General features: G+C 72.2%; 13 protein-coding genes and 1 pseudogene. 9 read left to right on the forward strand and 5 right to left on the reverse strand.

Going from position 1 to position 23,226, the window contains the following annotated elements; genetic code table 11:
- Positions 1-33 precede the first annotated feature (33 nt).
- From OP04_RS14770 to OP04_RS14780, 3 genes and pseudogenes are all read left to right on the forward strand, one after another.
- Positions 34-888: an ABC transporter ATP-binding protein gene (locus tag OP04_RS14770; protein WP_033340235.1), complete on the forward strand. Its 855-nt coding sequence runs from the start codon at positions 34-36 to the stop codon at positions 886-888.
- Positions 889-940: 52 nt separating this feature from the next.
- Complete coding sequence (locus tag OP04_RS14775) at positions 941-1,861, forward strand: tetratricopeptide repeat protein (RefSeq protein WP_033340236.1); 921 nt, start codon at positions 941-943, stop codon at positions 1,859-1,861.
- A 12-nt stretch (positions 1,862-1,873) separates the two neighbouring features.
- Positions 1,874-2,750, forward strand: a pseudogene (locus tag OP04_RS14780) (arginase family protein); the annotation flags it as partial.
- A gap of 3,378 nt (positions 2,751-6,128) precedes the next feature.
- Here OP04_RS14780 and OP04_RS14785 read toward each other — a convergent pair.
- Entirely contained in the window at positions 6,129-8,024 is a 1,896-nt protein-coding gene (locus tag OP04_RS14785) for a penicillin-binding transpeptidase domain-containing protein (RefSeq protein ID WP_033340237.1), read from the reverse strand.
- A gap of 256 nt (positions 8,025-8,280) precedes the next feature.
- Here OP04_RS14785 and OP04_RS14790 point away from each other — a divergent pair, with 256 nt between their 5' ends.
- Both OP04_RS14790 and OP04_RS14795 read left to right on the forward strand, forming a co-directional pair.
- Positions 8,281-13,227 carry an NAD-glutamate dehydrogenase gene (locus OP04_RS14790; RefSeq protein WP_033340238.1) on the forward strand — a complete coding sequence of 1,649 codons (4,947 nt, stop codon included), beginning with the start codon at positions 8,281-8,283 and terminating at the stop codon, positions 13,225-13,227.
- Between the two features lie 673 nt (positions 13,228-13,900).
- Positions 13,901-14,566: a GNAT family N-acetyltransferase gene (locus tag OP04_RS14795; protein WP_033340239.1), complete on the forward strand. Its 666-nt coding sequence runs from the start codon at positions 13,901-13,903 to the stop codon at positions 14,564-14,566.
- Between the two features lie 407 nt (positions 14,567-14,973).
- On the opposite strand, the gene OP04_RS14800 is transcribed toward OP04_RS14795, so the two are convergent.
- Positions 14,974-16,431 (reverse strand): glycoside hydrolase family 3 protein, encoded by a 1,458-nt coding sequence (locus OP04_RS14800; protein ID WP_033340240.1) that lies wholly within the window; start codon positions 16,429-16,431, stop codon positions 14,974-14,976.
- Between the two features lie 144 nt (positions 16,432-16,575).
- Between OP04_RS14800 and OP04_RS14805 the strand changes: the two genes are divergently transcribed.
- Positions 16,576-17,751: an ROK family transcriptional regulator gene (locus OP04_RS14805; protein WP_033340241.1), complete on the forward strand. Its 1,176-nt coding sequence runs from the start codon at positions 16,576-16,578 to the stop codon at positions 17,749-17,751.
- A gap of 53 nt (positions 17,752-17,804) precedes the next feature.
- On the opposite strand, the gene OP04_RS14810 is transcribed toward OP04_RS14805, so the two are convergent.
- The gene (locus OP04_RS14810; RefSeq protein WP_033340242.1) at positions 17,805-19,415 is read right to left on the reverse strand and encodes an acetolactate synthase; all 1,611 of its coding nucleotides are present in this window, start codon (positions 19,413-19,415) and stop codon (positions 17,805-17,807) included.
- Between the two features lie 30 nt (positions 19,416-19,445).
- Complete coding sequence (locus tag OP04_RS14815) at positions 19,446-20,219, reverse strand: enoyl-CoA hydratase/isomerase family protein (protein WP_033340243.1); 774 nt, start codon at positions 20,217-20,219, stop codon at positions 19,446-19,448.
- Positions 20,220-20,283: 64 nt separating this feature from the next.
- On the opposite strand from OP04_RS14815, the gene OP04_RS14820 reads away from it, so the two are divergent.
- Entirely contained in the window at positions 20,284-20,748 is a 465-nt protein-coding gene (locus OP04_RS14820) for a DUF6232 family protein (RefSeq protein ID WP_033340244.1), read from the forward strand.
- On the opposite strand, the gene OP04_RS14825 is transcribed toward OP04_RS14820, so the two are convergent.
- Complete coding sequence (locus OP04_RS14825) at positions 20,745-21,221, reverse strand: DUF6232 family protein (RefSeq protein WP_033340245.1); 477 nt, start codon at positions 21,219-21,221, stop codon at positions 20,745-20,747. The two genes, OP04_RS14820 and OP04_RS14825, sit on opposite strands and share 4 nt — an antisense overlap.
- Before the next feature lie 119 nt (positions 21,222-21,340).
- Between OP04_RS14825 and OP04_RS14830 the strand changes: the two genes are divergently transcribed.
- A complete protein-coding gene (locus OP04_RS14830; protein ID WP_085066476.1) occupies positions 21,341-22,057 on the forward strand; it encodes a PAS domain-containing protein in 717 nt (238 codons plus the stop codon).
- Positions 22,054-22,971 carry a methyl-accepting chemotaxis protein gene (locus OP04_RS14835; RefSeq protein ID WP_033340246.1) on the forward strand — a complete coding sequence of 306 codons (918 nt, stop codon included), beginning with the start codon at positions 22,054-22,056 and terminating at the stop codon, positions 22,969-22,971. Before OP04_RS14830 ends, OP04_RS14835 begins: the two co-directional genes overlap by 4 nt.
- Positions 22,972-23,226 lie beyond the last annotated feature (255 nt).

Genomic DNA, 23,226 nt, shown 5'->3' on the forward strand with positions numbered 1-23,226 from the left:
CACTGATGATGGTGATCGTGACGGGGTGAGCGTGTGAACGGGATCGCGGTCGTGTGCCGGCGGGTGGTGCACATCTACCGGGTCGAGGGGAACGACGTGGTCGCGCTCTCCGGCGTCGATCTGGACATCGCGCCCGGCAGCACGGTCGCGCTGGTAGGGCCGTCCGGATCCGGCAAGTCCACGTTGATCGCGCTGCTCGCCGGCCTGATGCGGCCGTCCGCCGGGCGCGTGCAGGTCGGCCTGGTCGACCTCGGCAAGGCGGCCGACACGGAGCTGGCCCGGCTGCGCGGCACCGACATCGGCGTGGTGCTGCAGGGCGCCGCCCGGAACCTGCTGCCGCACGCCACGCTGGTCGCGAACATGTGGCTGGCCCAGCGCCGCGCCGCCAAGGTCCGGCCGGCCGACACCGAGCCGGCCGAGCGGATCCTCGGCCTGGTCGGGCTGGGCGGGTTCGGCGAGGCCCGGGTCGGTGAACTGCCACCGGGCGCCCAGCAGCGGGCCGCGCTCGCGGTCGGCATGGCCGCGTCCCCCGGACTGCTGCTGGTGGACGAGCCCACGTCCCGCCTGGACCGGTCCGCGCGCGACGAGGTGCTGGACGCGCTGGAGACCGTCAACCGCGAGCGCGGCACCACGATCGTCGTGGTCACGCACGATCCCGAGGTCGGCGCGCGGCTCGGGCGCGCGATCACCATCCGGGACGGGCGGGTCGGCGCGGAGGGACGCGACGGCCAGGAGTTCGCCGTGGTCGCCGGCGACGGGACCGTGCAGCTGCCGCCCGCGATGCTGGAGAACTATCCGCCCGGCACGCTGCTCGCGGTCGAGAACGTGGACGGGCAGGTCGTGATGGTCTCCGCCACCCACGAACCTGTCGGGGACGGCACACCGTGAAGGGTGCGCTGTCCGGGCAGCCGTGCACGTTCGCGTGCGAGACTAGACAACCATGAGCGACCCACGGATCACCTCGTCGATCTTCACCCGCGGCGCGGTCGACCTCGGCGCGCTGCGGGGCACCCCGCAGCCGTCCGCCGCGCCTGCGCCCGCGGCGCGCCCCGCAGCGCCGGCGGCCCCCGCCACCTCGTCCTCCGCCACCTCGTTCTCCGTCATTGACGTGACCGACGCGAGCTTCCGCGCCGACGTGCTCGAGCGGTCCATGACCACGCCGGTCATCCTCGACTTCTGGGCCGAGTGGTGCCAGCCCTGCAAGCAGCTCTCCCCGGTGCTCGAGCGGCTCGCCGAGGAGGGCGGCGGCAGCTGGATCCTCGGCAAGGTCGACGTGGACGCCAACCCCGGGCTCGCCCAGGCGTTCCAGATCCAGAGCATCCCGATGGTCGCGGCCGTGGTCGGCGGCCAGCCCGTGCAGGGCTTCGCCGGCGCGCTCCCCGAGGCCCAGGTCCGGCAGTACATCGACGCGGTCCTCAAGGCCGCCGGCGTCGAGGCGCCGCAGCACGAGGACCCGCGCCTCGCCGACGCGGACGACGCGCTGATGGACGGCGACCTGGACGCGGCCGAGGCCGCGTACAAGAAGATCCTCGGTGAGTCCCCGGCCGACCAGGCCGCCGAGTCCGGGCTGGCCCAGGTCGCGCTGTTCCGCCGGGTCGACGGCATCGACGCCGGCGCCACGCTCTCGGTCGCGGCCGGCGCACCCGACGACCTGCCGGCCCAGCTGCTCGCCGCGGACGTCGAGGTGCTCAGCGGCAACGCCACCGAGGCGTACAACCGACTGATCAAACTGATCCGCCGCGTGTTCGGCGACGACCGGGAAAAGGTGCGCCGCCACCTGCTCTCGCTCTTCGCGATCGCCGGCCCGGACGACCCGGCCGTCGCAGGCGCCCGCCGCGCCCTCGCGAACGCGCTCTTCTGAGCGGACGCCGCCATGCGCCGGATCGCCGTCCTCGACGCACCCTCCAATCTCGGTCTGCGCCCGCCGACCGAGACCTCGGTGCCGGGCTGTGCGAAGGCGCCGGGCGCGCTGCGGGACGCGGGGCTGCTCCGCCGGCTCCGCGCCCGCGACGCCGGCTGCCTCACCCCGCCGCGGTACGACCCCGGTGACTGGCGGCCCGGCGACGGCGTCTGCCACGCGCCCGAGATCGCGTCGTACTCGGTACGGCTCGCGGACCGGATCGGCGCGATCATCGACAAGGGCGAGTTCCCGATCGTGCTCGGCGGCGACTGCTCCGTCTCGATCGGCTCCGCGCTCGCCATGCGGCGGCTCGGCGAATCCGTCGGCGGCCACGTCGGCCTGGTCTTCGTGGACGGCCACTCCGACTTCCGGCACCCCGGCAACGCGTCCTACGTCGGCGCGGCCGCCGGTGAGGGCCTCGCGCTGATCACCGGGCGCGGGCAGTCGGACCTGACCGCGCTGGAGGGCCGCCGGCCCTACTACCGGGACATCGACGTGGTCGTCGTCGGCATCCGCGCCAACGACGAATATCGCCTGGACCTGCAGGCCGCGGGCATCGTCACCCGGCCGGTGCCGGCGCTGCGCGCGGAGGGCGCGCCACGCTCGGCACAGTGGGCGCTGGACCAGATCTCCGACTGCGCCGGCTTCTGGGTGCACATCGACGTGGACGTGCTCGACCCGGCCGTGATGCCGGCCGTGGACGCGCCGGAGCCGGGCGGGATCGCGTTCACGGAGCTGGAGGCGCTGCTCGAACACCTGGTGGGCACGCCCCACTGCCTGGGCATGGAGATCACGGTCTTCGACCCGGACTACGACGCGGACGGGTCGTACGCGGCGGAGATAGTAGCCATGATCGGCGAGGGGATCGAGGCGGCCGAGCGGCTGCTGGCGACGCCGCGGGCGGCCGAGTCCTCTGTGGAGGACGAGCCGGAGGCGGAGCCCGCGCCGGTGGCGGCGCCGATCTCGACGTACGAGGCACTGGTGGCGCGGGCGTCGGGGATACCGGTCGGTTCCGGGCCGGCGGCCGTGCCGGTCGATGCCGTGCCGGTCGATGCTGAGCCGGTCGACGGGGAGACGGCGTCGGTGGCGGGGGAGGGCGTCGCGGAGGTGGCGTCGTCCGACGAGGGCGAGGCTTCGGCGCCTTCTGCGCAGGGCGCTGTTCCTTTCGCGCGGGGCGGGTCTGCGCTGTCGGCGTGGGGCGAGTCTGTTCGTGCTGATGGCGGGTTCGTGTCCGGGCGTGGCGATGGATCCGCGTCCTCCGGGCGTGGCGGTGGAGTTGCCTCTTCCGGGCGTGGCGGTGGAGCTGCCGCCTCCGGGCGTGGCGGTGCCGTGCCGGTGCAGGGTGGCGGTCCGGCGCGGGCGGACGGCGGAGGCGTGCCGGTGCCGTCGCAGGCGGATGGCGGGCGGCAGGACGAGCCGCAGCAGCCCGTGGTGTCGAACACGACAAGAGAAGCGCCGGCCCGGCGCGAGGCGCAGTCGCGCAGGCCGACGCCGACGTCCATCGCCGAGGCTGCGGCCGCCGCGAAGGCCCGGTTCGCGGCCGCGGCGACGGCGGCCAACGTCCCCGCGCCGGCCCCGAAGCCCGGCGACGAGGATCCTGACCTGCCGCACCCGGTCAGCGGCCCGGCGGGCGGCGTGATCCCGTCCCCGCTCACGATCGGCGGCCAGCATGTCGACGCGACGCGCCGGTCCGCCACCCGGGCCGGTGGGAACAAAACCGATAAATCACCATCAGGTCGTACGGATCCGCCCGCCCGACGTAGCGGCTGGGACCTCGACGACCTGACCAGCCGCTCCGGCCTGCTCTCCCCGCGCCGCCCGGCCGCCGGAGACACACCCGACTCGCCTCGTCCCGGCGGGCTGCGTCGTCGGTCTGCGGACGACGACCCGCCGCCCGCCGAGCCCGCTTCCAGTGCCAGCCTGACCAGCCCCGACGTGGTACGCCCCGGCGGCCTCCGCCGCCGCCCCCCGAAACAGGCCGGCCCGCAGCGCCGCGCTTCCTCAGGCGGCGCGGCCACCTCCGGCCCTTCGGCACCCGGCTCCTCGGCAGCGGAGTTCTCGGCGCCGGACTTCCCGGCAGCAGGCTCCTCGGCGCCCGATGTCCCGGCCCCCGACGCCGAGGACCCGGCTCCGGCCTCGCCCGCAACGCCGTTGACCGCTGTGTCCGATGCGGGCGACATATCGGATTTGCAGGCCGCAAACGGATCGGCTGCTGCTGCGGCGCCCGAGGCGGGTGATGGTCCCGTGCCTGACGCCCCCGCGCTCGCGGCCCCCGCGCTCGACGCTGCCACCTCCGACGAAGAGCTCGCCCAGAGCGACGATCGGCCTTCCAGTGCCGAGTCGATTGCCGTGGACGAGCCGACTGCGGCGGAGGAGCCGACAGCTTCAGGGAGGCCGTCCGTCGCGCACGAGCCGACCACGTCGGAGAAGCAGATTGCCGCAGAGGTGCCGATTGTCGCGGAGGCGTTGGCTGTTGCAGGGGACCTGGCTGCTGTGGACGGGCCGGATGCTTCGGTGGAGCTGACTGCGGCGGACGGGCCGGTCGTCGCAGGGGCGTTGGCTGCCGCAAGGGAACCGACTGATGCGGATGAGCCGGATGCTTCGGTGGAGCTGACTGCGGCGGACGGGCCGGTCGTCGCAGGGGCGTTGGCTGCCGCAGAGGAGCCGGCTGCTGTGGATGGGCCGGATGCGGTGGAGGAATTGACTGCCGCGGACGAGCCGGTCGTCGCGGGGGCGTTGGCTGTTGCAGGGGACTCGGCTGCTGTGGACGGGCCGGATGCTTCGGTGGAGCTGACTGCGGCGGACGAGCCGGTCGCTGCAGGGGCGTTGGCTGCCGCAGAGGAGCCGGCTGCTGTGGATGGGCCGGATGCTTCGGGGGAACTGACTGCCGCGGACGATCCGGTGGTCGCGGAGGAGTCTGCGGCAACTGAGGAACCGGCTGCTGCGGACGAGCCGGTTGCCGCAGAGGAACCGGCCGTGGAGGAACCGATCGCTGCGGGGGAGCCGGCTGCCGGCGTCGAGACCGCGGACGAGCTTGTGGTCGAGGACCAGCAGGCGGCCGGAGAAGCGCACGTCTCGGAGGGCGCTGCTCACGACGCTGCCGCTGTTCCCGCGGAGGCCGATCCATCAGGTCTTGCCGGAAGCGCGTCCGCTGTGGACTCTGTGGAGGCCGGGACACCGGAACAGGGCGGCGACCCGGACGAGAGCGAAGCCGCCCCGGCCGAGCCTGACGATCAGACCGCCACCGCCGATGATCAGGTCAGCGAATCCGTCGCGGACGACGCCGATGACGCTCCGGTCGTGGATGAGCCACCCATCGAGAGCCCGGATTCCAGCGCACCCGTCACGGACGGCGAACCGGCGAAGCCGACGGAGACCGATCGCGACGGCAGCGACCTTGTGCCCGATGTCGAGGTGACGCCCGCGGCAGAAGTAGATCATGATGCCGGCCAGGCAGAACCGGCCGCGATCGACGAAAACTCCGCGGAGGAGAGGAACACCGCCGCACACGAGGCCGAGAGCCACACGATCCTTGAGAACCACGCGATCGTCGATGGCCACGCGATTGGCGAGGCCGGCGAAGAGGCGGTGCACGCGGGCGGCGAGACCAAGGAGAGCGGCGATGCAGCCGATCTTCGGGATGACGCCGCAGCGGGCGTTCTCACGGATGCCGACCTTGAAGAGGACGCCGACCTCGAAGAGGACGCCGACGTTGAAGAGAACGCCGACGTTGAAGCGGAGCCCGACCCTGAAGAGGGGGCCGACGTTGACGAGCGTGCCGATGCCGGCCGGTCCGAACCTGACGTGAGCGACGACGCCGCGCCGGGCTCCGAGAGCGGACCCGACGGCGCGTTCCTGCTGCCCGGCGAGTCCTCGATCGATGACGAGGCGACCGGCGAGCCGGTGCCGCCCACGGTCCTGGGGCGTCTGCGGCGGCTGATCGGGTCCTATCCGGCGCCGGTCGGACAACCTCCGCCCGGAGGCCCCGGAGCCCCCGGCCGCCTCCGGCGCGCCACTCCCGACAGCGGCGACGCCAGCTGACCCTCGGGTGTGCCGCAGCGAGCCCGCAGCCACCAGGCGGCGACCGCCTCCGCGACCATATGCCCCGGCACCCCGGCACCCCGGCACCCCGGCACCCCGGCACCCCGGCAGTCAAGCGGCCCGGCAACCAAAGCGCCCCGGCCCGGCAGGAACAGATCTCCCGCCGGGCCGGGGCGGTGCTCCGGAACTACAGCGCCGTGAAGAAGGACTTCACGACCGGGACCGCGGCACCCACGCCCGCCCCGCCGTCCTCGACGAACGCGGCCACCGCGATGTCGCCGCGCCAGCCGATGAACCAGCCGTGGGTCTTGTCCAGGTTGGCGTCGTCGTACTCGGCGGTGCCGGTCTTGCCGTAGACCGGGTCGCCGGGGACGGACTTCAGGTCGGCGGCGGTACCGGCCGTGACGACCTCGCGCATCAGGGACTTCAGCGCGGCCACGGACGTGTCCTTGAGCGGTGCCACCGGCGCGGGGGATCCGGTCGGGGCCGGGTCGAGGATGAGCTTCGGGCCGACGAACGAGCCGCGGGCGACCGCGGCGGTGGCGGCGGCCATGGCGAGCGGGCTGACCACGGTCTGGCCCTGGCCGAACGCGGCCGCGGCGAGCTCGGCGCCGGGCGCGCCGGGCGAGGTCTTGCCGGTGAACGCCTCGGCGCCGACGTCCCAGGCACCGCCGATGCCGAGCTGCGCGCCGGCCGAGGCGAGGCCGGCGGCGCCGAGCTTGACGGACAGCGCCGCGAACGCGGTGTTGCAGGAGCGGGCGAAGTCGGTGTGGAACGGGACCGTGCCGAGCTGCATGTCGTGCGCGTTGTTGAACGTGCGGCCGTCGACCGTGAACGTCTTGGGGCAGTCGACCGGGCTGTCCACGCCCACGATGTTCGCGTCGAGCAGTCCGAGCGCGGTGACCATCTTGTACGTCGACCCCGGCGGCACGTGCGCGTTGAACGCCAGGTTCTCCGCACCGCCGTTCGGGCCGTTGGCCACCGCCACGACGGAGCCGTCCGAGATCTTGATGGCGACCAGCGCGGTGCGCAGCGTCTGCGTACCCACGGCGGCGTCCGCGGCGTTCTGGATCTTCGGGTCGAGCGTGGTCTTGACCGGCGTGCCCGCGGCCGGTTCGGCCCGCCACACCTCGGCCTCGGTGGGCTCGCCGATCGGCTCGGCCTGGGTGATCACGACGGAGGTGCCGGGCGTGCCGCGCAGCTGCTTGTCGTAGCGCTCCTGGAGTCCGCCGTGGCCGGTCTCGTCGCCGATCTCGAAGACGCCCGGGTTGTCGTCCATGTCCTCCTTGGTGACCTCGCCGACCGTGCCGAGCAGCGCGCGGGCGAAGACGCGGGTGGGCGCCAGGAACCGGGTGTCGATGCGGGTCTGCAGGCCGGGGAGGTTCTCCACCTTCGCCCGGATCTTCTCGTAGTCCTCGTCCCGGAGCGTGGCCACGACGACCTCGTTGTCCGGTTCGGCGGCCTCGACCTCGGCCTTGAGGCCGCTCAGGTCCACGCCGAACTGCTTCATCTCGGCGCTGAGCGTGGCGACCGTCTTGTCCAGGTCGGTGGCGAGCTTCGGGTGCAGGCCGATCACGGTCACCTTGCGGTCCGCGAAGATCGGCGTGCCGGTCGCGTCCAGGATGCCCGCGCGCGTACCGCTGAGGCGTTTGACCTGGAGTTCGTCGCCCTCCTTCAGCTGGGGGTGGACTACGGCGGGTTCCCAGACCACGCGCCACGCGTCGTCGCCCTTGGTGAGTTTGACCGGTGTCTGGTACGCCCACACGCCCCCGCCCGGCAGGGTCCAGGAGACCTTGACGTCGGCGGTGGCGAGCGTGTCGTTCTCGGCCGGTTCGGGGGCGGACAGCTCCGGCGGCGTGTCCTTCAGCTCGCCGGAGAGCGCCTGGATGGCGGTGACCACGTCCGCCGCGGGCATGGTCTGTCCGGCCGCGGAGACGACGCCGACGCCCTCCAGGTTGCCGGACCGCCAGCCGGCCAGGAACGCGTTCAGGGTGGTGCCGGGACCGTCGGAGCCGGAACACGCGGTGAGGGACGCGCTCGCGAGGAGCAGCATCGTGACGGCGGTGGCGCGGTGCCTCAGCATGGTTACCTTCCAGCAGGCCGTAATCGATGCCGGAGACGGTAGCGGAGACATGTATACAAACGGGGGACGACCGTACCCCCGAATGGGTTTGAAGGTGTGAGCAGCGGAAATTCGTGAGTGACCTGGGATAAAACGGGTCGATCCTGCCTGTATTGCGGTTCTGTGACATGACGGCGCAGCGGATGAGCCGGTCGGAGGGCCTAGGCTCAGGGCGAGAAAAAACCCACAGCGTGGTGGGGCGAGGGGAGCTGCACCGATGGACCGGCGCCAGGTGACCGGCGGGGACGACAACACCGATGACCAGCGGGCCGTGCGCGCCGCGGGGTCGGAGGCGATCGAGTCGGGGGTGAGCGCCCGCGAGGTGGAGGATTCCGAGCTCGAGGAACCCCTGCCCAATGCGGAACGGCTGGTCGCGCAGGCGGTCGCGCTGGCCGCCGAAGATCATGACACGGCGAGCCTGGTGGACCGCTTCTGGCGGTTCGCGGCCGACGAGGAGCTGGTCGGCTACACGCCGAAGGCGCTGCTCGACGCCGCGCTGAAGCATCGCGAGCTGGCCGCGCAACGCGTGCCCGGCGAGACGAAGCTGCGCATCGAGGAGCTGTCCGAGCAGGGCCGCACCGTGATCCAGGTGATCACGGACGACATGCCGTTCCTGGTCAACTCGGTGACCGCGCTGCTCGAGGGTTACCACCTCGACATACACCTGCTGGCCCACCCGCTGCTCGTGGTACGCCGCGAGCCGCTGGGCGCGTTGACCGAGGTGGCGGCCGAGGTCGAGCCGGACGAGGGCATCGACGGCGACCTGGTCGAGAGCTGGATGCGCATCGACGTCGACCCGGTGCGCGACACGGTCACCCGCGACAAGCTGCACAGCGAGCTGCTGCGCGTGCTGACCGACGTGCGCGACGCGGTGGAGGACTGGCCCCGCATGGTGCAGCGCGCGCTGGATCTCGCGGGCGAGCTGACCGCGGTGCGGGACACGGCCGACCGCCCGCCGTTCCCGGAGAAGGACCTGGACGACTCGATCGAGCTGCTGACCTGGCTGGCGGAGGAGCACTTCACGTTCCTCGGCTACCGGGAGTACGAGCTGGTCGACGGCGACGGCGGCGACAAGATCCTCAAGGCCACGATGGGCAGCGGGCTGGGCATCCTGCGCGCGGACCAGCAGGCGCCGCGCGTGCTGTCCTCGCTGACCCCGGAGGCGTACGCGAAGGTGCTGGAGAAGCGCCTCCTGATCATCACGAAGGCGAATTCGCGGGCCACCGTGCACCGCTCCGCCTACCTGGACTACATCGGCATCAAGACGTTCGACGCGAACGGCGAGGTGATCGGCGAGCGGCGCTTCCTGGGACTGCTGGCCACGGACGCGTACCGGACGACCGTGACCGAGCTGCCCGTGGTCAAGCGCAAGGTGGCGGAGGTGCTGGAGCGTTCCGGCCTGTCCGCGCGCAGCCACTCCGGCAAGGATCTGATGGCGATCCTGGAGCAGTACCCGCGCGACGAGCTGTTCCAGATCAAGGTGGACGACCTCTACCACGCGGTGATCGGCGTGCTGCGCATGGCGGGCCGCCGCCAGCTGCGCCTGTTCCTGCGCCGGGACGGCTACGGCCGGTTCATCTCCTGCCTGATCTACCTGCCGCGGGACCGGTTCACCACGGTCAACCGCCTGCGCATGCAGGAGATCCTGCTCCGCGAGCTGAACGGCGTGGGCGTCGACTACACCACCCGGGTCAGCGAGTCGATGCTGGCCCGCGTGCACATCATGGTGCGCACCGACCCGGCGAACCCGCCCGGCGTCGTCAACGCGGACGCGCTCGCCGAGGATCTGGCCTACGCCACCCGCCTGTGGGACGACGACTTCCGGCTGATGCTGGACCGCAAGCTCGGCGACGGGCAGGCGAAACGCCTCTTCCAGCGGTACGTGGACGCGCTCCCGGAGAGCTACAAGGACGAGTACGACCCGCACGAGTCGGTGCAGGACCTCGCCAAGCTGGAGCTGCTCGAAGAGGCCGGCCAGCTGGAGATGCACCTGTTCCCGAAGGATGACGAGGTCCGCTTCAAGGTCTTCCGGTACGGCGAGCCGATGGTCCTCTCCGACGTGCTCCCGGTGCTGCACTCGCTGGGCGTGCGGGCGATAGACGAGCGCCCGTTCGAGATCGCGCTCGAACCCGCGTCGATCTTCCTCTACGACTTCGGCCTCCAGCTGCCCGCCTCGCACCGGGAGTTGCAGGAGGTCCGGCCGCACGTGGAGAACGCGTTCGCGGCCGCCTGGCGCGGCGAGACCGAGGTGGACGGCCTCAACGAGCTGGTGCTGCGCGCCGGTCTCACCTGGCGGCAGGTCGTGGTGCTCCGGTCGTACGCGAAGTACCTGCGACAGGCCGGCGCGGTCTACTCGCAGGAGTACATGGAGTCCACGTTCGTGCAGTACCCGGCGATCGCCACCGCGCTGGTCCGGCTCTTCGAGACCCGCTTCTCGCCGTGGCTGCAGCTGGGCGAGGCCGAGCGGGCCACGCGCGCGGACGGCCTGGTCACCGAGATCACCGAGCGGCTGGACGAGGTGAGCAGCCTCGACCAGGACCGGATCATGCGGTCCTTCCTGACCATGGTCCAGGCCACGCTGCGCACCAGCTTCTACCAGCGCGGGTCGGACAACCGGCCGAAGTCGTACGTGGCGTTCAAGCTGGACCCGCAGGCCATCCCGGACCTGCCCGCGCCCCGCCCGATGTACGAGATCTTCGTCTACTCGCCGCGGTTCGAGGGTGTGCACCTGCGCTTCGGCGCGGTCGCCCGCGGTGGCCTGCGCTGGTCCGACCGGCGTGAGGACTTCCGTACCGAGATCCTCGGCCTGGTCAAGGCACAGATGGTGAAGAACGCCGTGATCGTGCCGGTCGGCGCGAAGGGCGGCTTCGTCCTCAAGCAGGCGCCCGCCTCGGCCGACCGCGATGCCTTCCTCGCCGAGGGCGTCGCCTGCTACCGGCAGTTCATCTCCGCGCTGCTCGACGTCACGGACAACATCTCCGGCGGCAAGATCGTCCCGCCGCGCGAGGTGGTCCGGCACGACGGCGACGATCCTTATCTCGTGGTCGCCGCGGACAAGGGCACGGCCACGTTCTCCGACATCGCCAACGAGATCTCGGTCGGCGCGGACTTCTGGCTCGGCGACGCGTTCGCGTCCGGCGGCTCGGCCGGTTACGACCACAAGAAGATGGGCATCACCGCGCGCGGCGCCTGGGAGTCGGTCAGGAAGCACTTCCGCGACCTGGGCCTGGACACGCAGACCCAGGACTTCACCGTGGTCGGCGTGGGCGACATGTCCGGCGACGTGTTCGGCAACGGCATGCTGCTCTCCGAGCACATCCGGCTGGTGGCCGCGTTCGACCACCGGCACATCTTCATCGACCCGTCACCGGTCGCGGCCACGTCCTACCTGGAGCGCCGCCGCCTGTTCGACCTGCCGCGCTCCTCGTGGGCCGACTACGACGCGTCGCTGATCTCCACCGGCGGCGGCGTCTACCCGCGCACCGTCAAGTCCATCCCGGTCTCCGCGGAGGCCCGTCGCGCGCTCGGCATCCCGAGCACGATCGACGGCCCGGTCGCGATGAGCCCGCAGGAGCTGATGCGCGCGATCCTGGCCGCGCAGGTCGACCTGTTCTTCAACGGCGGCATCGGCACGTACGTGAAGGCGGCCACCGAGACGCACGGCGACGTCGGCGACAAGGCCAACGACGCCATCCGGCTCAACGGCGGCCAGCTGCGCGTGCGCGTGGTCGGCGAGGGCGGCAACCTGGGCCTGACCCAGCGCGGCCGGATCGAGTTCGCGCTCAAGGGCGGCAAGATCGGCACCGACTTCATCGACAACTCGGCCGGCGTCGACTGCTCCGACCACGAGGTCAACATCAAGATCCTGCTCGGCGGCGTGGTCGCGGACGGGGAACTGACCGTCGCGGACCGGGACACGCTGCTCGCCGAGATGACCGACGAGGTCGCCGCGCTCGTGCTGCGCGACAACTACGAGCAGGCCGGCGCGCTCGGCACCGCCTGCGCGCAGTCCAGGTCGCTGCTGCCCGTGCACCGCCGCATGATCGACGACCTGGTGCAGGCCGGCCACCTCGACCGCGAGCTGGAGGCGCTGCCGAGCGACGCGGAGCTGGACACCCGCGAGCACGGCCTGTCCGCGCCCGAGTTCGCGGTGCTGTTCGCCTACACCAAGATCGTGCTGGAGAAGGAGCTCGAGGACGACCCGATCTCCGACGAGCCCTGGACTGCGGACGTCCTGACCAACTACTTCCCGACCGCGCTGCGCGAGCGCTACGCCGACCGGATGCCGGGCCACCGCCTGCGCCGCGAGATCGTGACGACCGCGCTGGTCAACGAGGTGGTCAACCGCGGCGGCACGTCGTTCGTCTACCGCGCCATGGACGAGTCCGGCGCCTCCGCGGCCGACGTCATCCGCGCCTACACGGTCGTCCGCGACGTCTTCGGACTGCGCGACCTGTGGGCCGCGATCGAGGCCCAGGACAACCGGATCTCCACCCAGGCACAGATCCTCGTCTACCTGGAGGGCCGCCGGCTCATCGACCGTGCGGTCCGCTGGATCGTCGGCAACCGGCGCTCCCCGCTGGACGTACCCGGCGAGACCGCGCGCCTCCGCGCCGGCATCGCCGCCCTGCTCCCGCGCCTGGAACGCCAGCTCCAGGGCTCCGAACGCGCCGCCTTCGAGTCCCACGTCGCCGGCATGGCCGAGGAGGGTGTCCCGCGCGAGCTGGGCATCTGGGCAACGCGCCTGGTCTACAGCTTCGGTCTCCTCGACATCGTCGAGACCGCGTCCGTGACCGGCCGCGACGTCAACGAGGTCGCCGAGGTCTACTTCGTCATCTCCGACCGCCTCCGCGTCGACGCGCTGCTCTCCAAGATCTCCGCCCTCCCGCGCAACGACCGCTGGCAGACCCTCGCCCGCATGGCGCTCCGCTACGACCTCTACGCCGCGCTCGCCGCACTCACCGCCGAGGTCCTGCAAAGCTCCGCCGACTCCGACGCGGCCGCCGAGGACCGGGTCAACGCCTGGGAACAGGACAACGCCTCCGCCCTCACCCGCGCCCGCCGCTCCATGACCGACTTCGACGAGTCCCACGGCGACCTGGCCGCCCTCTCGGTCCTGCTCCGCCAAATCCGTACCCTGGTCAAAACCTCAGCCTCCGGCTGACATCCACACCGCCACGGGGGTACGCGCGTCCCGCGCGCCTGCCCCCGTGGCGGCTCCGCCGATCCGGCGGCCGGACGGCTCAGTGGAGCGGCCACTCCCGCGCCCCCTCACGCCGCGTCCCGCGCCGCCGGTCTCCGCGTCCCGCACCGCCGGGGCGCCGGACGGCCGGCGTGCCGCACGACCCGTCGCGCGCCCGTGGCCCCTGCCGTGTCCACTCAGGTCAGCATGCCGACGATCGTCAGCCCGAGCGTCGCCACGGCGACGAAAGCGACTCCGCCGGCCGCGAGAATCCCCCGTCACCGACGTCCTTCTCAGTGGCGGTGTGAATGGCGTTTCGGTGGGGTCCGGCGCGGCCGAGAATGCGACCGGAGAAGCGCCCGGCACGTCGTGACCGACTGGTTCGGGCCGTCGTCGTCCCGGGCCGGAACCGCCTCGTTCCGGCCGTCCGTCCTCCCCATGGTGCGTGATCACCCGGTGCGGTCGCGGTGATGCGTCGCTCGGACCGGGCGGGACGGGGCCGGCTTCGCACCTCATGATCGGCCCGGGAGCGACGGAGACTATCGTCGCTTTTCTGTGGTCTCCGTCAGCCTCGCTTGCATCGTCCCGGCGGTGCCGGAAAGCTGATTTCCTCCACACTTCCGTCACCTACCCGAGCCTCGGCAAGGAGCGCCACATGCTGGACAAGCGCCTCTATCACCACCTGGTGGCGTGGCTCGGGCAGTGGCCGCCGCGGCAGACGATGGCGGTCGTGGGGTCGGAGCGGCGCACCCTGCCGGGCTGGGACGGCAAGATCCACCCGTTTCTCGGCGTGGGCTCGCCGGGGACCGGCACCGTGCTGTCCGCGGCGCTCCCGCGGGTGCCGGGACTGCGCGCGCTCGCCGACCTTCCCACCGAGGACCTGCTCGCGAAGGTCCCGGCCGCGGTCGGCACGCCGGACCGCCAGGCCTTCCTCGGTGTCTTCCGCTGGACCACGGATCCGGCCCCGCTCCCGGACGCCGGCGAGTGGATCTCGGTCGACGATCCGGTGGTGCCGGGCTGGCTGCGTGTCTTCGCCCCCGAGGTGCTGATCCACCGCGATCCGGAGTCCGGGGCGTACCTGGCCGGCGTCGGCATCAAGCGCCACGACAAGCACGGCAACGAGATCTCCGTGGGTACGGAGCCGGAAGCCCGCGGCAAGGGTCTGGCCCGCCGTCTGGTGGCCCAGGCCGCGCGCCGCATTCTGGACGAGGGCGCCGTCCCCACCTACCTGCACGACGTCACCAACATCGGCTCCTCCAAGGTCGCCGACAGCGCCGGCTTCCCGAACCGTGGCTGGTCCTTCTACGGCCTGGAGGACTGACCGAGGCCGACGATCATCGAGTGCCGCGAAGAAGGCGTGAACGTTGCTGTGCGAGGTCTTCTTCGCGGCACTCAATGATCTTTTTGAGCGGGCGGCCTTGCAGCGGGTAGCTCCAGACCCTTGCTCATCGTGCTTTGTCGTGAATTTCGGTCATGGCGAGAGTGGTGACCGCCGGGCCGTGGCGGCCAGGCAGACAGGCGTGGCGAGAGCCGCGAACGCCGGGCCGAGGGCGGAGCCGGGCGGGCCTGAGGCCGGACGAGCGGTGTCACGAGGTTCGGGTGCGGGGCGAGAATCGCGCTCGGCCGGCGGGTTCAGGTGGCCAGGCACGGAACGCGTCGACCGCGCCCGACCCGCCCTGGCCCAGATGGCCGGCGGATCGGGCGCGGAACGCGTACCCGCGGAGGGTTTCAGGGTTTGAGCAGCTCTGCTGCGGCCTGTGCCAGCGGCTGCGTCGCGCCGTGCGTGCGGATGACGGCCCGCACACCCGCCGGATCCCAGGAGAGCGACGGCCACCCCAGCTCCACGATCACCGTCGGATGGGACGCGGCCAGCGTCTCGGCGAGCGCGCGGCTGGCGGGGGAGCGGTGGATGTGGCGGCCGGCCAGGATGATCGGGCGGCCGGCGGCCTGGTCGCACAGCGACTGGGCGGTGACCTCGGCGGCCGCGACGTGCAGCAGTTCCGCGTCGGGAAGGAACGGGCCGAGACCCCACGGCACCCGGCCCTCGGCCAGGTTGGACGCGGAGCCCAACTGGACCATCAGCGGCGCGCTCAGGTCCAGGCCGGAGAGCGAGCCGGTCAGCGTGACGGCGCGGCGCGCGACCGACAACGGCAGGGAAGGGTCGACCGGGCCGGCGGCGGCGGGCTGGGCGGTCCAGGCGGCGAGCGCGGCGTTCGTGGCGGCGGCCTCGGCGAGGCGGTCGGGGTCGAGCCGGCCGTCGCCGATCGCGGTGACGATCTCGGTGACGACCTCTTCGACCAGGTCCGCGTCGACGTCCGCGCCGATGCAGAGCAGGTCGGCCCCGGCCGCGAGCGCGCGGACCGCGGCGGGGGCTATACCGCCGGCGGCGACGGCGGCGCCCTTCATCTCCAGCGCGTCCGTGATCACGCAGCCGGTGAAGCCGAACTCGCCGCGCAGCAGGTCGCGCAGCACGGCGGCGCTGAACGTGGCCGGGTCGTCGCCGGTCAGGACCGGTACTCGGATGTGCGCGGTCATCACGGTGCGGGCGCCCGCGCCGATCGCGGCCTCGAACGGCGGTAGTTCGCGCGCGCGGAGCACGTCGAGCGGTACGTCCACCGTGGGCAGTTCGGTGTGCGAGTCCGCCACCGTGTCGCCGTGGCCGGGGAAGTGCTTGGCGCAGGCGGCGACGCGCGCCTCCTGCAGGCCGGCGACCGCGGCGGCGGTGTGCGCGGAGACCAGCGCCGGGTCCGCGCCGAACGAGCGGGTGCCGATCACCGGGTTGTCGTCGGCGGAGTTCACGTCGACGCTGGGCGCGAGGTTGACGTTGATGCCGAGCGCGGCCAGGTCCAGCCCGATCGACCGGTAGACGGCGCGGGTCGCCTCGACGTCGCCGGCGGCGCCGAGCGCGGCGGGCCCGGGGTACGGGCTGCCGGTCGCGTGCGCGAGCCGGGTGACGTCGCCGCCCTCCTCGTCGATGGCCAGCAGCACGGACGGGCGGATCTCCCGCAGCGAGGCGGTGAGCGCCGCCAGTTGCGCGGGCGTGTCCACGTTGTAGCCGAACAGCGTGAATCCGGCGAGACCCTCCGCGGTCAGGCTCTTCGCCCACTCCGGCGCGACCGGGCCGCGGAACGCCGCCAGCAGGGTCCCCAGCGCCAGACGTCGCAGACCGGGATCGATGGTGGCCATGATTCTCCCCATTGTCAGCCGGAGATAGCGGCTTCCTGACCGTACGTGGGACCAGGGTGTCAGGGTGTCACAGCTACGCTACGGCTTATCTCAGTCAAGGCTTGACACAGTAATTGGAAAGTTTCCTAAATACTAGGGGGACGCATGGCCGCCACGCCGAGGCCCGGCACTCCGCGCCTGCTCCGGGCCTTGAACGACCGGGCGGCGCTGGAATTGCTGCTCTCCCGCGGCCCGCTCACCCGGGCGCAGCTCGGCGAGATGACCGGCCTCAGCAAGGTCACCGCGTCCCAGTTGGTGGAACGGCTGGAAGAGCGAGGCCTGGTCACCCGCGTCGGCGAACAGGCCGGCGGCCGGGGCCCGAACGCGCAGTTGTACGCGGTCACGCCCGGCAGCGCGCACGTGATCGGCGTCGACTTCGGCCCGGACCGGGTGGTGGCCGCGTGCGCGGACATCACCGGCTCCGTGATCGGCCGCGTCGAACTGTCCACCAAGGACACCGACGACCCGGTCGGCGTGGTGCACGCCGCGGTCGTCCAGGCCGCCTCCAGCGCGCACGCGGAGATGGGCACGGTCCGACGCGTCGTGCTCGGCACGCCCGGCCTGGTCGAGCCGGACACCGGCGACATCCGGTTCGCCTGGGACCTGCCCCGCTGGCGGCACGGACTGCGCGGCACCCTCGGCGAGGATCTGCACCTGCCGATCGCGTTCGCCAACGACGTGAACCTGGCCGCGATCGCGGAGGCCCACCTCGGCGCGGCCCGCGGCGTCGACGATTTCCTGCTGCTGTGGGCCGGTCGCGGCGTCGGCCTCGCGGTGGTGCTCGGCGGCCGGCTGCACCAGGGCAGCGCCGGCGCGGCCGGGGAGATCGGCTACCTGCCGGTACCGGGCGCGCCGATCCCGCGCGACGCCAGCAAACGCAACGTCAAGGGCCCGTTCCAGCAGCTCGCGGGCGCGGAGGCGGTCCGGGTGATCGGCCGCGAGCACGGCTTCCGGGGCGCTTCCGCGGCCGAGGTCGTCCGGGCCGCCGTGGCCGCCGGCACCAAGGGCGGCCCGTTCCTGGACGAGCTGGCCGGCCGCCTCGCGCTCGGCGTGGCCAGCGCCGCGATCGTGCTGGACCCGCCGATGGTGGTGCTGGCCGGCGAGGTCGGCCAGGCCGGCGGCAGCGCACTCGCGGAACGGGTGCAGCACGAGGTCGCCGCCACCACGCTGGTCGCGCCGAAGGTGGTCGTCACCGAGGTCACGGAGGAGCCGGTGCTCCAGGGCGCGCTCCGTACCGCACTGGACGCGGTCCGTGACGAGGTCTTCGGTGGCACGGTCTAGCCGCGATTCGCGAAGATCAAGATCTTGATCTTTCCCGCCGTGGCGAAGCTCCGCTAGGCGAGGTTGCTCGACCGCGGGTACGCGTCGGACGGGTCGGTCAGCACGTTGACCAGGTAGGGCACGCCGGCGGCGAACGCCCGTTCCAGCGCCGGCCCCAGGTCGCCCGCCTTCGCCACGGTCTCGCCCGCGCCGCCGAGCGCGCGCACCACCTCGTCGTACCGCAGCTCTGGCTGCAGGTCGGCCGCCACGTCGTACCCGTACATCGCGCGCATCGGGTGTTTCTCCAGGCCCCAGATGCCGTTGTTGCCGACCACGATCACCACGGGCAGGCGCTGCCGGGCCAGCGACTCCGCGTCCATCAGTGAGAACCCGGCGGCGCCGTCGCCCATCAGCACGCAGATCTGCCGGTCGGGGTAGGTGACGCGCGCGCCCATCGCATAGCCCATGCCGGTGCCGAGACACCCGTACGGTCCCGGGTCCAGCCAGGTGCCGGGCTGCGCCGGTTCGAGGTAGCGGCCCGCGTACGACACGAAGTCCCCGCCGTCGCCGATCGTGATCGCGTCCGGCGCCAGCACCTTCCGCAGCTCGCCGTAGACGCGCGCCGGCTTGATCGGGTCGCTCTCCGCCGCCATCTCGCCCGCGTGCTTCGCGGCCGCCGCGTCCTCCGCCTCGCGCAACGCACCGACCCAGTCGTCGTGTCGTGCGCCCCCGGAGGCGAACCCGGTCAGGATCGCCCGCAGATCCCCGGCCGGTGACACGGCCGGCGTGACGTGCGTGGCCCGCTGCGACGGCGCGTCCACCACGTGCACGACCCGGGCGGACCCGAAGTCGCCGAACCCGAGCCGGAAGTCCAGCGGCGTGCCGATCACCACGACCACGTCCGCACCCTTGAGCGCGACGCGCCGCGCCTTGGAGAACGCGAGCCGGTGGCCCGGCGGCAGTGCGCCCCGCCCCATGCCGTTCGTGAACACCGGCACGTCCAGCGCTTCGGCGGCGGCCCGGAGCGCGTCGACCGCGTCCCCGGCCCAGACGTCCGACCCCGCGATGATCACGGGTTTCCCGGCGTCCGCGATCAGCGTGGCCGCGCGCGAGACGTCGTCCGGATCGGGCTCGAGCACGCCGGCCGGCTCATAGACGAACGACGCGGACGCCGAGGAGAAGACCACCTCCAGCGGCAGGTCCAGGAACGCCGGCCCCCGGTGCGGCGTCAGCGAGGCCCGCAGCGCCGCCCCGATCGCGGCCGGGATGTCCGCGGGGCCGGAGACCGTCGCCGCATGCTTCGTCACCGACGCCACGATCGGCACGTGGTCGATCTCCTGCAGCGACCCCGACCCCCACCGGAACGCCGGTGCCCGCCCGCCCAGCACCAGCACCGGCGACGCGTTGAAGAACGCGCTGGTCAGCCCGGACACGCCGTTCGTGACGCCGGGTCCGGCGGTGAGCACGGCGAGGCCGGGCGTGCGGCGCAGCTTCGCCACCGCCTCGGCCGCGAACACCGCGGACTGCTCGTGCCGGACGTCGTAGATCGGGAACCCGGCCCGGTGCGCCGCGTCGTAGAGCGGGAAGACATGGCCGCCGGAGAGCGTGAACATTTCCGTGACGCCGTACGCCCGCAGTGCGGCCAGCGCCAGATCACCGCCGTGCCCCTCGATCGTCTCCGTCATGTGACGCACGTTACCCCGAGGTAACGTCGCTCAGGAACCGGTGAACCGAGGTTTCTCCTTGGCCACGAAGGCCTCCATCCCGATCGTCTGGTCCGCGGTGGCGAACAGCGACGCGAACAGCTGGCTCTCCCAGGCCAGCCCGGACGCGAGGTCCATCTCCAGCCCGCCGTCGATCGCCTGCTTCGCCGCGCGCAGCGCCTGCGCGGGCCCGTCCCGGTACGCCGACACCAGCTCGACCGCGACCTCGTACACGGACGCGGCCGGCACCACGCGGTCCGCCAGCCCGATCCGCAGCGCCTCGTCCGCGTCCACCATCCGGCCGGTGAAGATCAGATCCTTCGCGCGTGCCGGTCCGATCAGCCGGGCCAGGCGCTGGGTGCCGCCCGCGCCCGGGATGACGCCGAGCTTGATCTCCGGCTGGCCGAGTTTCGCGTCGTCCGCGACCACCCGCCAGTCGCAGGCCAGTGCCAGCTCGCAGCCGCCGCCCAGCGCGTACCCGGTGATCGCGGCGACGACCGGCTTCGGGATGCGCGCCACCGTGTCGAACGCGCTGGACAGCGCGCCGGCCCGTGCGCTCATCCGCGCGTAGTCCATGCCGGCCATCTCCTTGATGTCCGCGCCGGCCGCGAACACGCGCTCGCCGCCGTAGACGACGACCGCGCGCACCTCGTCGTCCGTGCCGGCCGCCGTCGCGGCCGCGCGCAGCTCCTCCTGGACCTGGATGTTCAGCGCGTTCATCTTCGGCCGGTCCAGCCGGATCGTCCCGATCCCGTCCTTGATCTCCAAACGCACGAATTCGCCCATGTGACCGTCCCTCCGTCGGGTACCGATCAGACTACGTAAAGGAGTTTCGGGTAAACATGGAGTCATGGTCACGTACTACCGGGACGCGGCGGTCGAGGTCACCTCGGACCGGCTGGCGCTCGGCGGCCGCGTCTACCCGCTCGCCGCGCTGGACCAGGTCTGGCACCGGCGCGGCGCCCGGCAGTGGGGTGGCGTGGTCAGCCGCGGCGCGTTCGGCATCGTGATGATCGGCCCGCTGGTCACCGCCACGTTCGGCCTGCTGATCGCGATGCTGCTGCACACGTCGATCGCGGTCACCGCCGCGATCGTGGCCGGGTCCGTGCTGATCGGCCTGGCCGGCGTGCCCGTCGCGGACCTGCTGCTGGACCGCGTCGACCGCACCTACGACCGCGGCTCGCACGAGCTGGAGCTGTGGGCGCTGATCGAGGGACAGCAGGTCCTCCTCCTGCACAGCGCGGACGCGCGCCGCTTCAACCAGATCTACCGGGCGCTGCAACGCGCGGTCGAGGGCAGCGCGGTCCGCGGCTAGCCGGTCTCCTCCACCGCCCGCTGCAATGCGCGGTAGATCTGGCCGAACCGGAGCCCGTCGTGCGTCCGCAACAGCAGCACCTGCTCGCCGACCACCTGCGCCCACAGCTCGTGCTGCGCCACACCGCGGTCGTTGATCCGGTCCAGCACGGTCAGCGGCACCTCCAGCAGCGGTGCGAGCGCGATCGCCAGGACCACGCCGGCCACCACGCCGAGGATCAGCACGCCCACGTGCAGCTCGCCGTCGACCTGGATGAACGGCAGGCCGATCAGGCAGAGCGCGAGCAGCACACCGGGGAGCGTGAGCGCGGTGACGATCAGCCAGCGGACCAGCCGCCGGGCCGCGCCGCGCGAGGTCATCGAGGTCTTCTTGTGCCAGACGTACTCCAGTTGCGAGATCGGGTACGCGGCCGCGTCCACCCGGAGCTGGGCGGAGGTCACCTCGACGCTGTCGTCCCGGTAATAGACGGTCACGCCTATAAGGGAACCCCATTGGCATACCGACCGGAAAGTCTCGCAAACCCCCATCATGAAGTCGTCGGATCGCGCACCATTCTCATGAACGCGCTTTTCAGGCGGGGGGTGGAGAGGGCATGAGACGCACGGCTGTGAGCCCGACCGGCATCGAGCGAACATTCGCCGATCACGAGATCATCGTGACGAAAACGGACATGAAGGGCCTGCTCACGTACGCCAACGACGTGTTCCTGAGGCTCTCCGTCTTCGACGAGGACGAGGTGATCGGGAAGCCGCACAACATCATCCGCCACCCCGAGATGCCGCGCGTCGTGTTCAAGCTGCTCTGGGACACGCTCCGCGAGGGCCGGGAGATCTTCGCCTATGTGGTGAACATGGCGTCCGACGGCGCGGAGTACTGGGTGCTCGCGCACGTCACGCCGTCCCGGGACGCGTCCGGCAGGATCGTCGGCTACCACTCGTCGCGCCGCCGCCCGGACCGCGCGGCCGTCACCGCGATCAAGGAGCTCTACGCCCGGCTCCGCGCCGAGGAACGCCGGCACCGCAGCCCGTCCGAGGGCCTGGACGCGTCGTACCGGATGCTGCAGGACGAGCTGGCCGCGCGCGGGCGCACCTACGAACAGTTCGTCTTCGACCTCACGCTCGGGGCGAGCGCCCAGCCCGGCACGGCCCCGAACGCGCGCCCGATCCCGGTCACGCGGGACAACCGCCCCAACACCGGCCCGCCACTCCCGGCCGCCGGACCCGCGAACGCCGGGCGGATCACCACGAACGCCAGGAACAGGAAGCCCGTCAAGGTCGTGAAGAACGTGACGTCCGGTAGGAAGGCGTGAGGCGCCGGAGCAAGGCCGACGCGCCCGCCGACAGTGCGGCCCTGACCACCATCGCGGAAGTCTGCGACCGCGCCGCCGCCGGTGACCTGGAGGCCCGGGTCCCGCAGCTCGGCGACGACCCGCGGGCCGAGGCCGCCCGCCAGGCCGTGAACCGGCTGCTCGACACGACGGACGCGTTCGTCCGCGAGTCCGGCGCCGCGCTCACCGCGTCCGCCGAGAGCCGCTTCCACCGCCGGTTCCTGCCGCGCGGCATGCGCGGCTCGTTCGAGCAGGCCGCCACCACGATCAACGCGGCCAGCGACAACATGAAGGACGGCGTGGACGCGGTCGACGCCGCCAAGCTCGGCCGCCTGGAGCTCGCCGACCAGCTGGAATCCGCCGTCCTCACCGTCTCCGAGCAGGTCGCGACCGCGGCCACCGAGATGGGCGCGACCGCGAACAACCTGTCCACGTTCGCCCGGGACGCGGTCCGCGACGCCGAGCAGGGCCTCGGCTCGGTCAGCTCGCTGCGCGACGCGTCCGATCAGATCCGCCAGGCCGTCGACCTGATCACGCAGATCGCGTCGCAGACCCGGCTGCTCGCGCTGAACGCGACGATCGAGGCCGCGCGCGCCGGCGAGGCCGGCCGCGGCTTCAGCGTGGTAGCGAACGAGGTCAAGACGCTCGCCACCGAGACCGCCAGCTCCAGCGAGAGCATCATCAACCAGGTCTCCACGGTCCAGGCCGCCGCCGTCGGCGCGATCACGGTCCTGGAACGCGTCACCGGCAACATCCGCGAGATGAGCGGCCTGGTCGAAGGCATCGCGACCGCCGTCGACGGCACCCACGAATCCGGCTCCGCCGGCCTCTCCCAACTCGCCGAGGTGCTCCGCTCCGAGGTCAGCCGCTTCGTCACGCTCGTCCGCGAGTCCTGAAAGACCACATTCAAGATCCCGCCACGGTACGGCCGGAGCTCCCCGACGCCCCCTCCGTGCCCGACACTCCGCGCGTCGGCGTCGCACCTCGCCGGCCCCGGCGCCGCGCCGCGGTCCCCGCACACACAACGTTGCGCGACGCTCCCGCGCGCTCAACGTTGGACGTAGCTGTTCTCGCGTGCACAACATTGCGCCGCGTCTTCGTGCGCTCAACGTTGGACGTAGCTGTTCCCGCGCACACAACATTGCGCCGCG

The organism is Catenuloplanes japonicus (genome assembly GCF_000717135.1).
GTDB classification, from domain to species: Bacteria; Actinomycetota; Actinomycetes; order Mycobacteriales; family Micromonosporaceae; genus Catenuloplanes; species Catenuloplanes japonicus.

Excerpts from the sequence above, each read along its gene's own strand:
- OP04_RS14775 (WP_033340236.1), top strand. The coding sequence starts at position 941 with ATGAGCGACCCACGGATCACCTCGTCGATCTTCACCCGCGGCGCGGTC.
- OP04_RS14785 (WP_033340237.1), bottom strand. The coding sequence starts at position 8,024 with ATGCTGAGGCACCGCGCCACCGCCGTCACGATGCTGCTCCTCGCGAGC.
- OP04_RS14790 (WP_033340238.1), top strand. The coding sequence starts at position 8,281 with ATGGACCGGCGCCAGGTGACCGGCGGGGACGACAACACCGATGACCAG.
- OP04_RS14795 (WP_033340239.1), top strand. The coding sequence starts at position 13,901 with ATGCTGGACAAGCGCCTCTATCACCACCTGGTGGCGTGGCTCGGGCAG.
- OP04_RS14800 (WP_033340240.1), bottom strand. The coding sequence starts at position 16,431 with ATGGCCACCATCGATCCCGGTCTGCGACGTCTGGCGCTGGGGACCCTG.
- OP04_RS14805 (WP_033340241.1), top strand. The coding sequence starts at position 16,576 with ATGGCCGCCACGCCGAGGCCCGGCACTCCGCGCCTGCTCCGGGCCTTG.
- OP04_RS14810 (WP_033340242.1), bottom strand. The coding sequence starts at position 19,415 with ATGACGGAGACGATCGAGGGGCACGGCGGTGATCTGGCGCTGGCCGCA.
- OP04_RS14815 (WP_033340243.1), bottom strand. The coding sequence starts at position 20,219 with ATGGGCGAATTCGTGCGTTTGGAGATCAAGGACGGGATCGGGACGATC.
- OP04_RS14820 (WP_033340244.1), top strand. The coding sequence starts at position 20,284 with ATGGTCACGTACTACCGGGACGCGGCGGTCGAGGTCACCTCGGACCGG.
- OP04_RS14830 (WP_085066476.1), top strand. The coding sequence starts at position 21,341 with ATGAGACGCACGGCTGTGAGCCCGACCGGCATCGAGCGAACATTCGCC.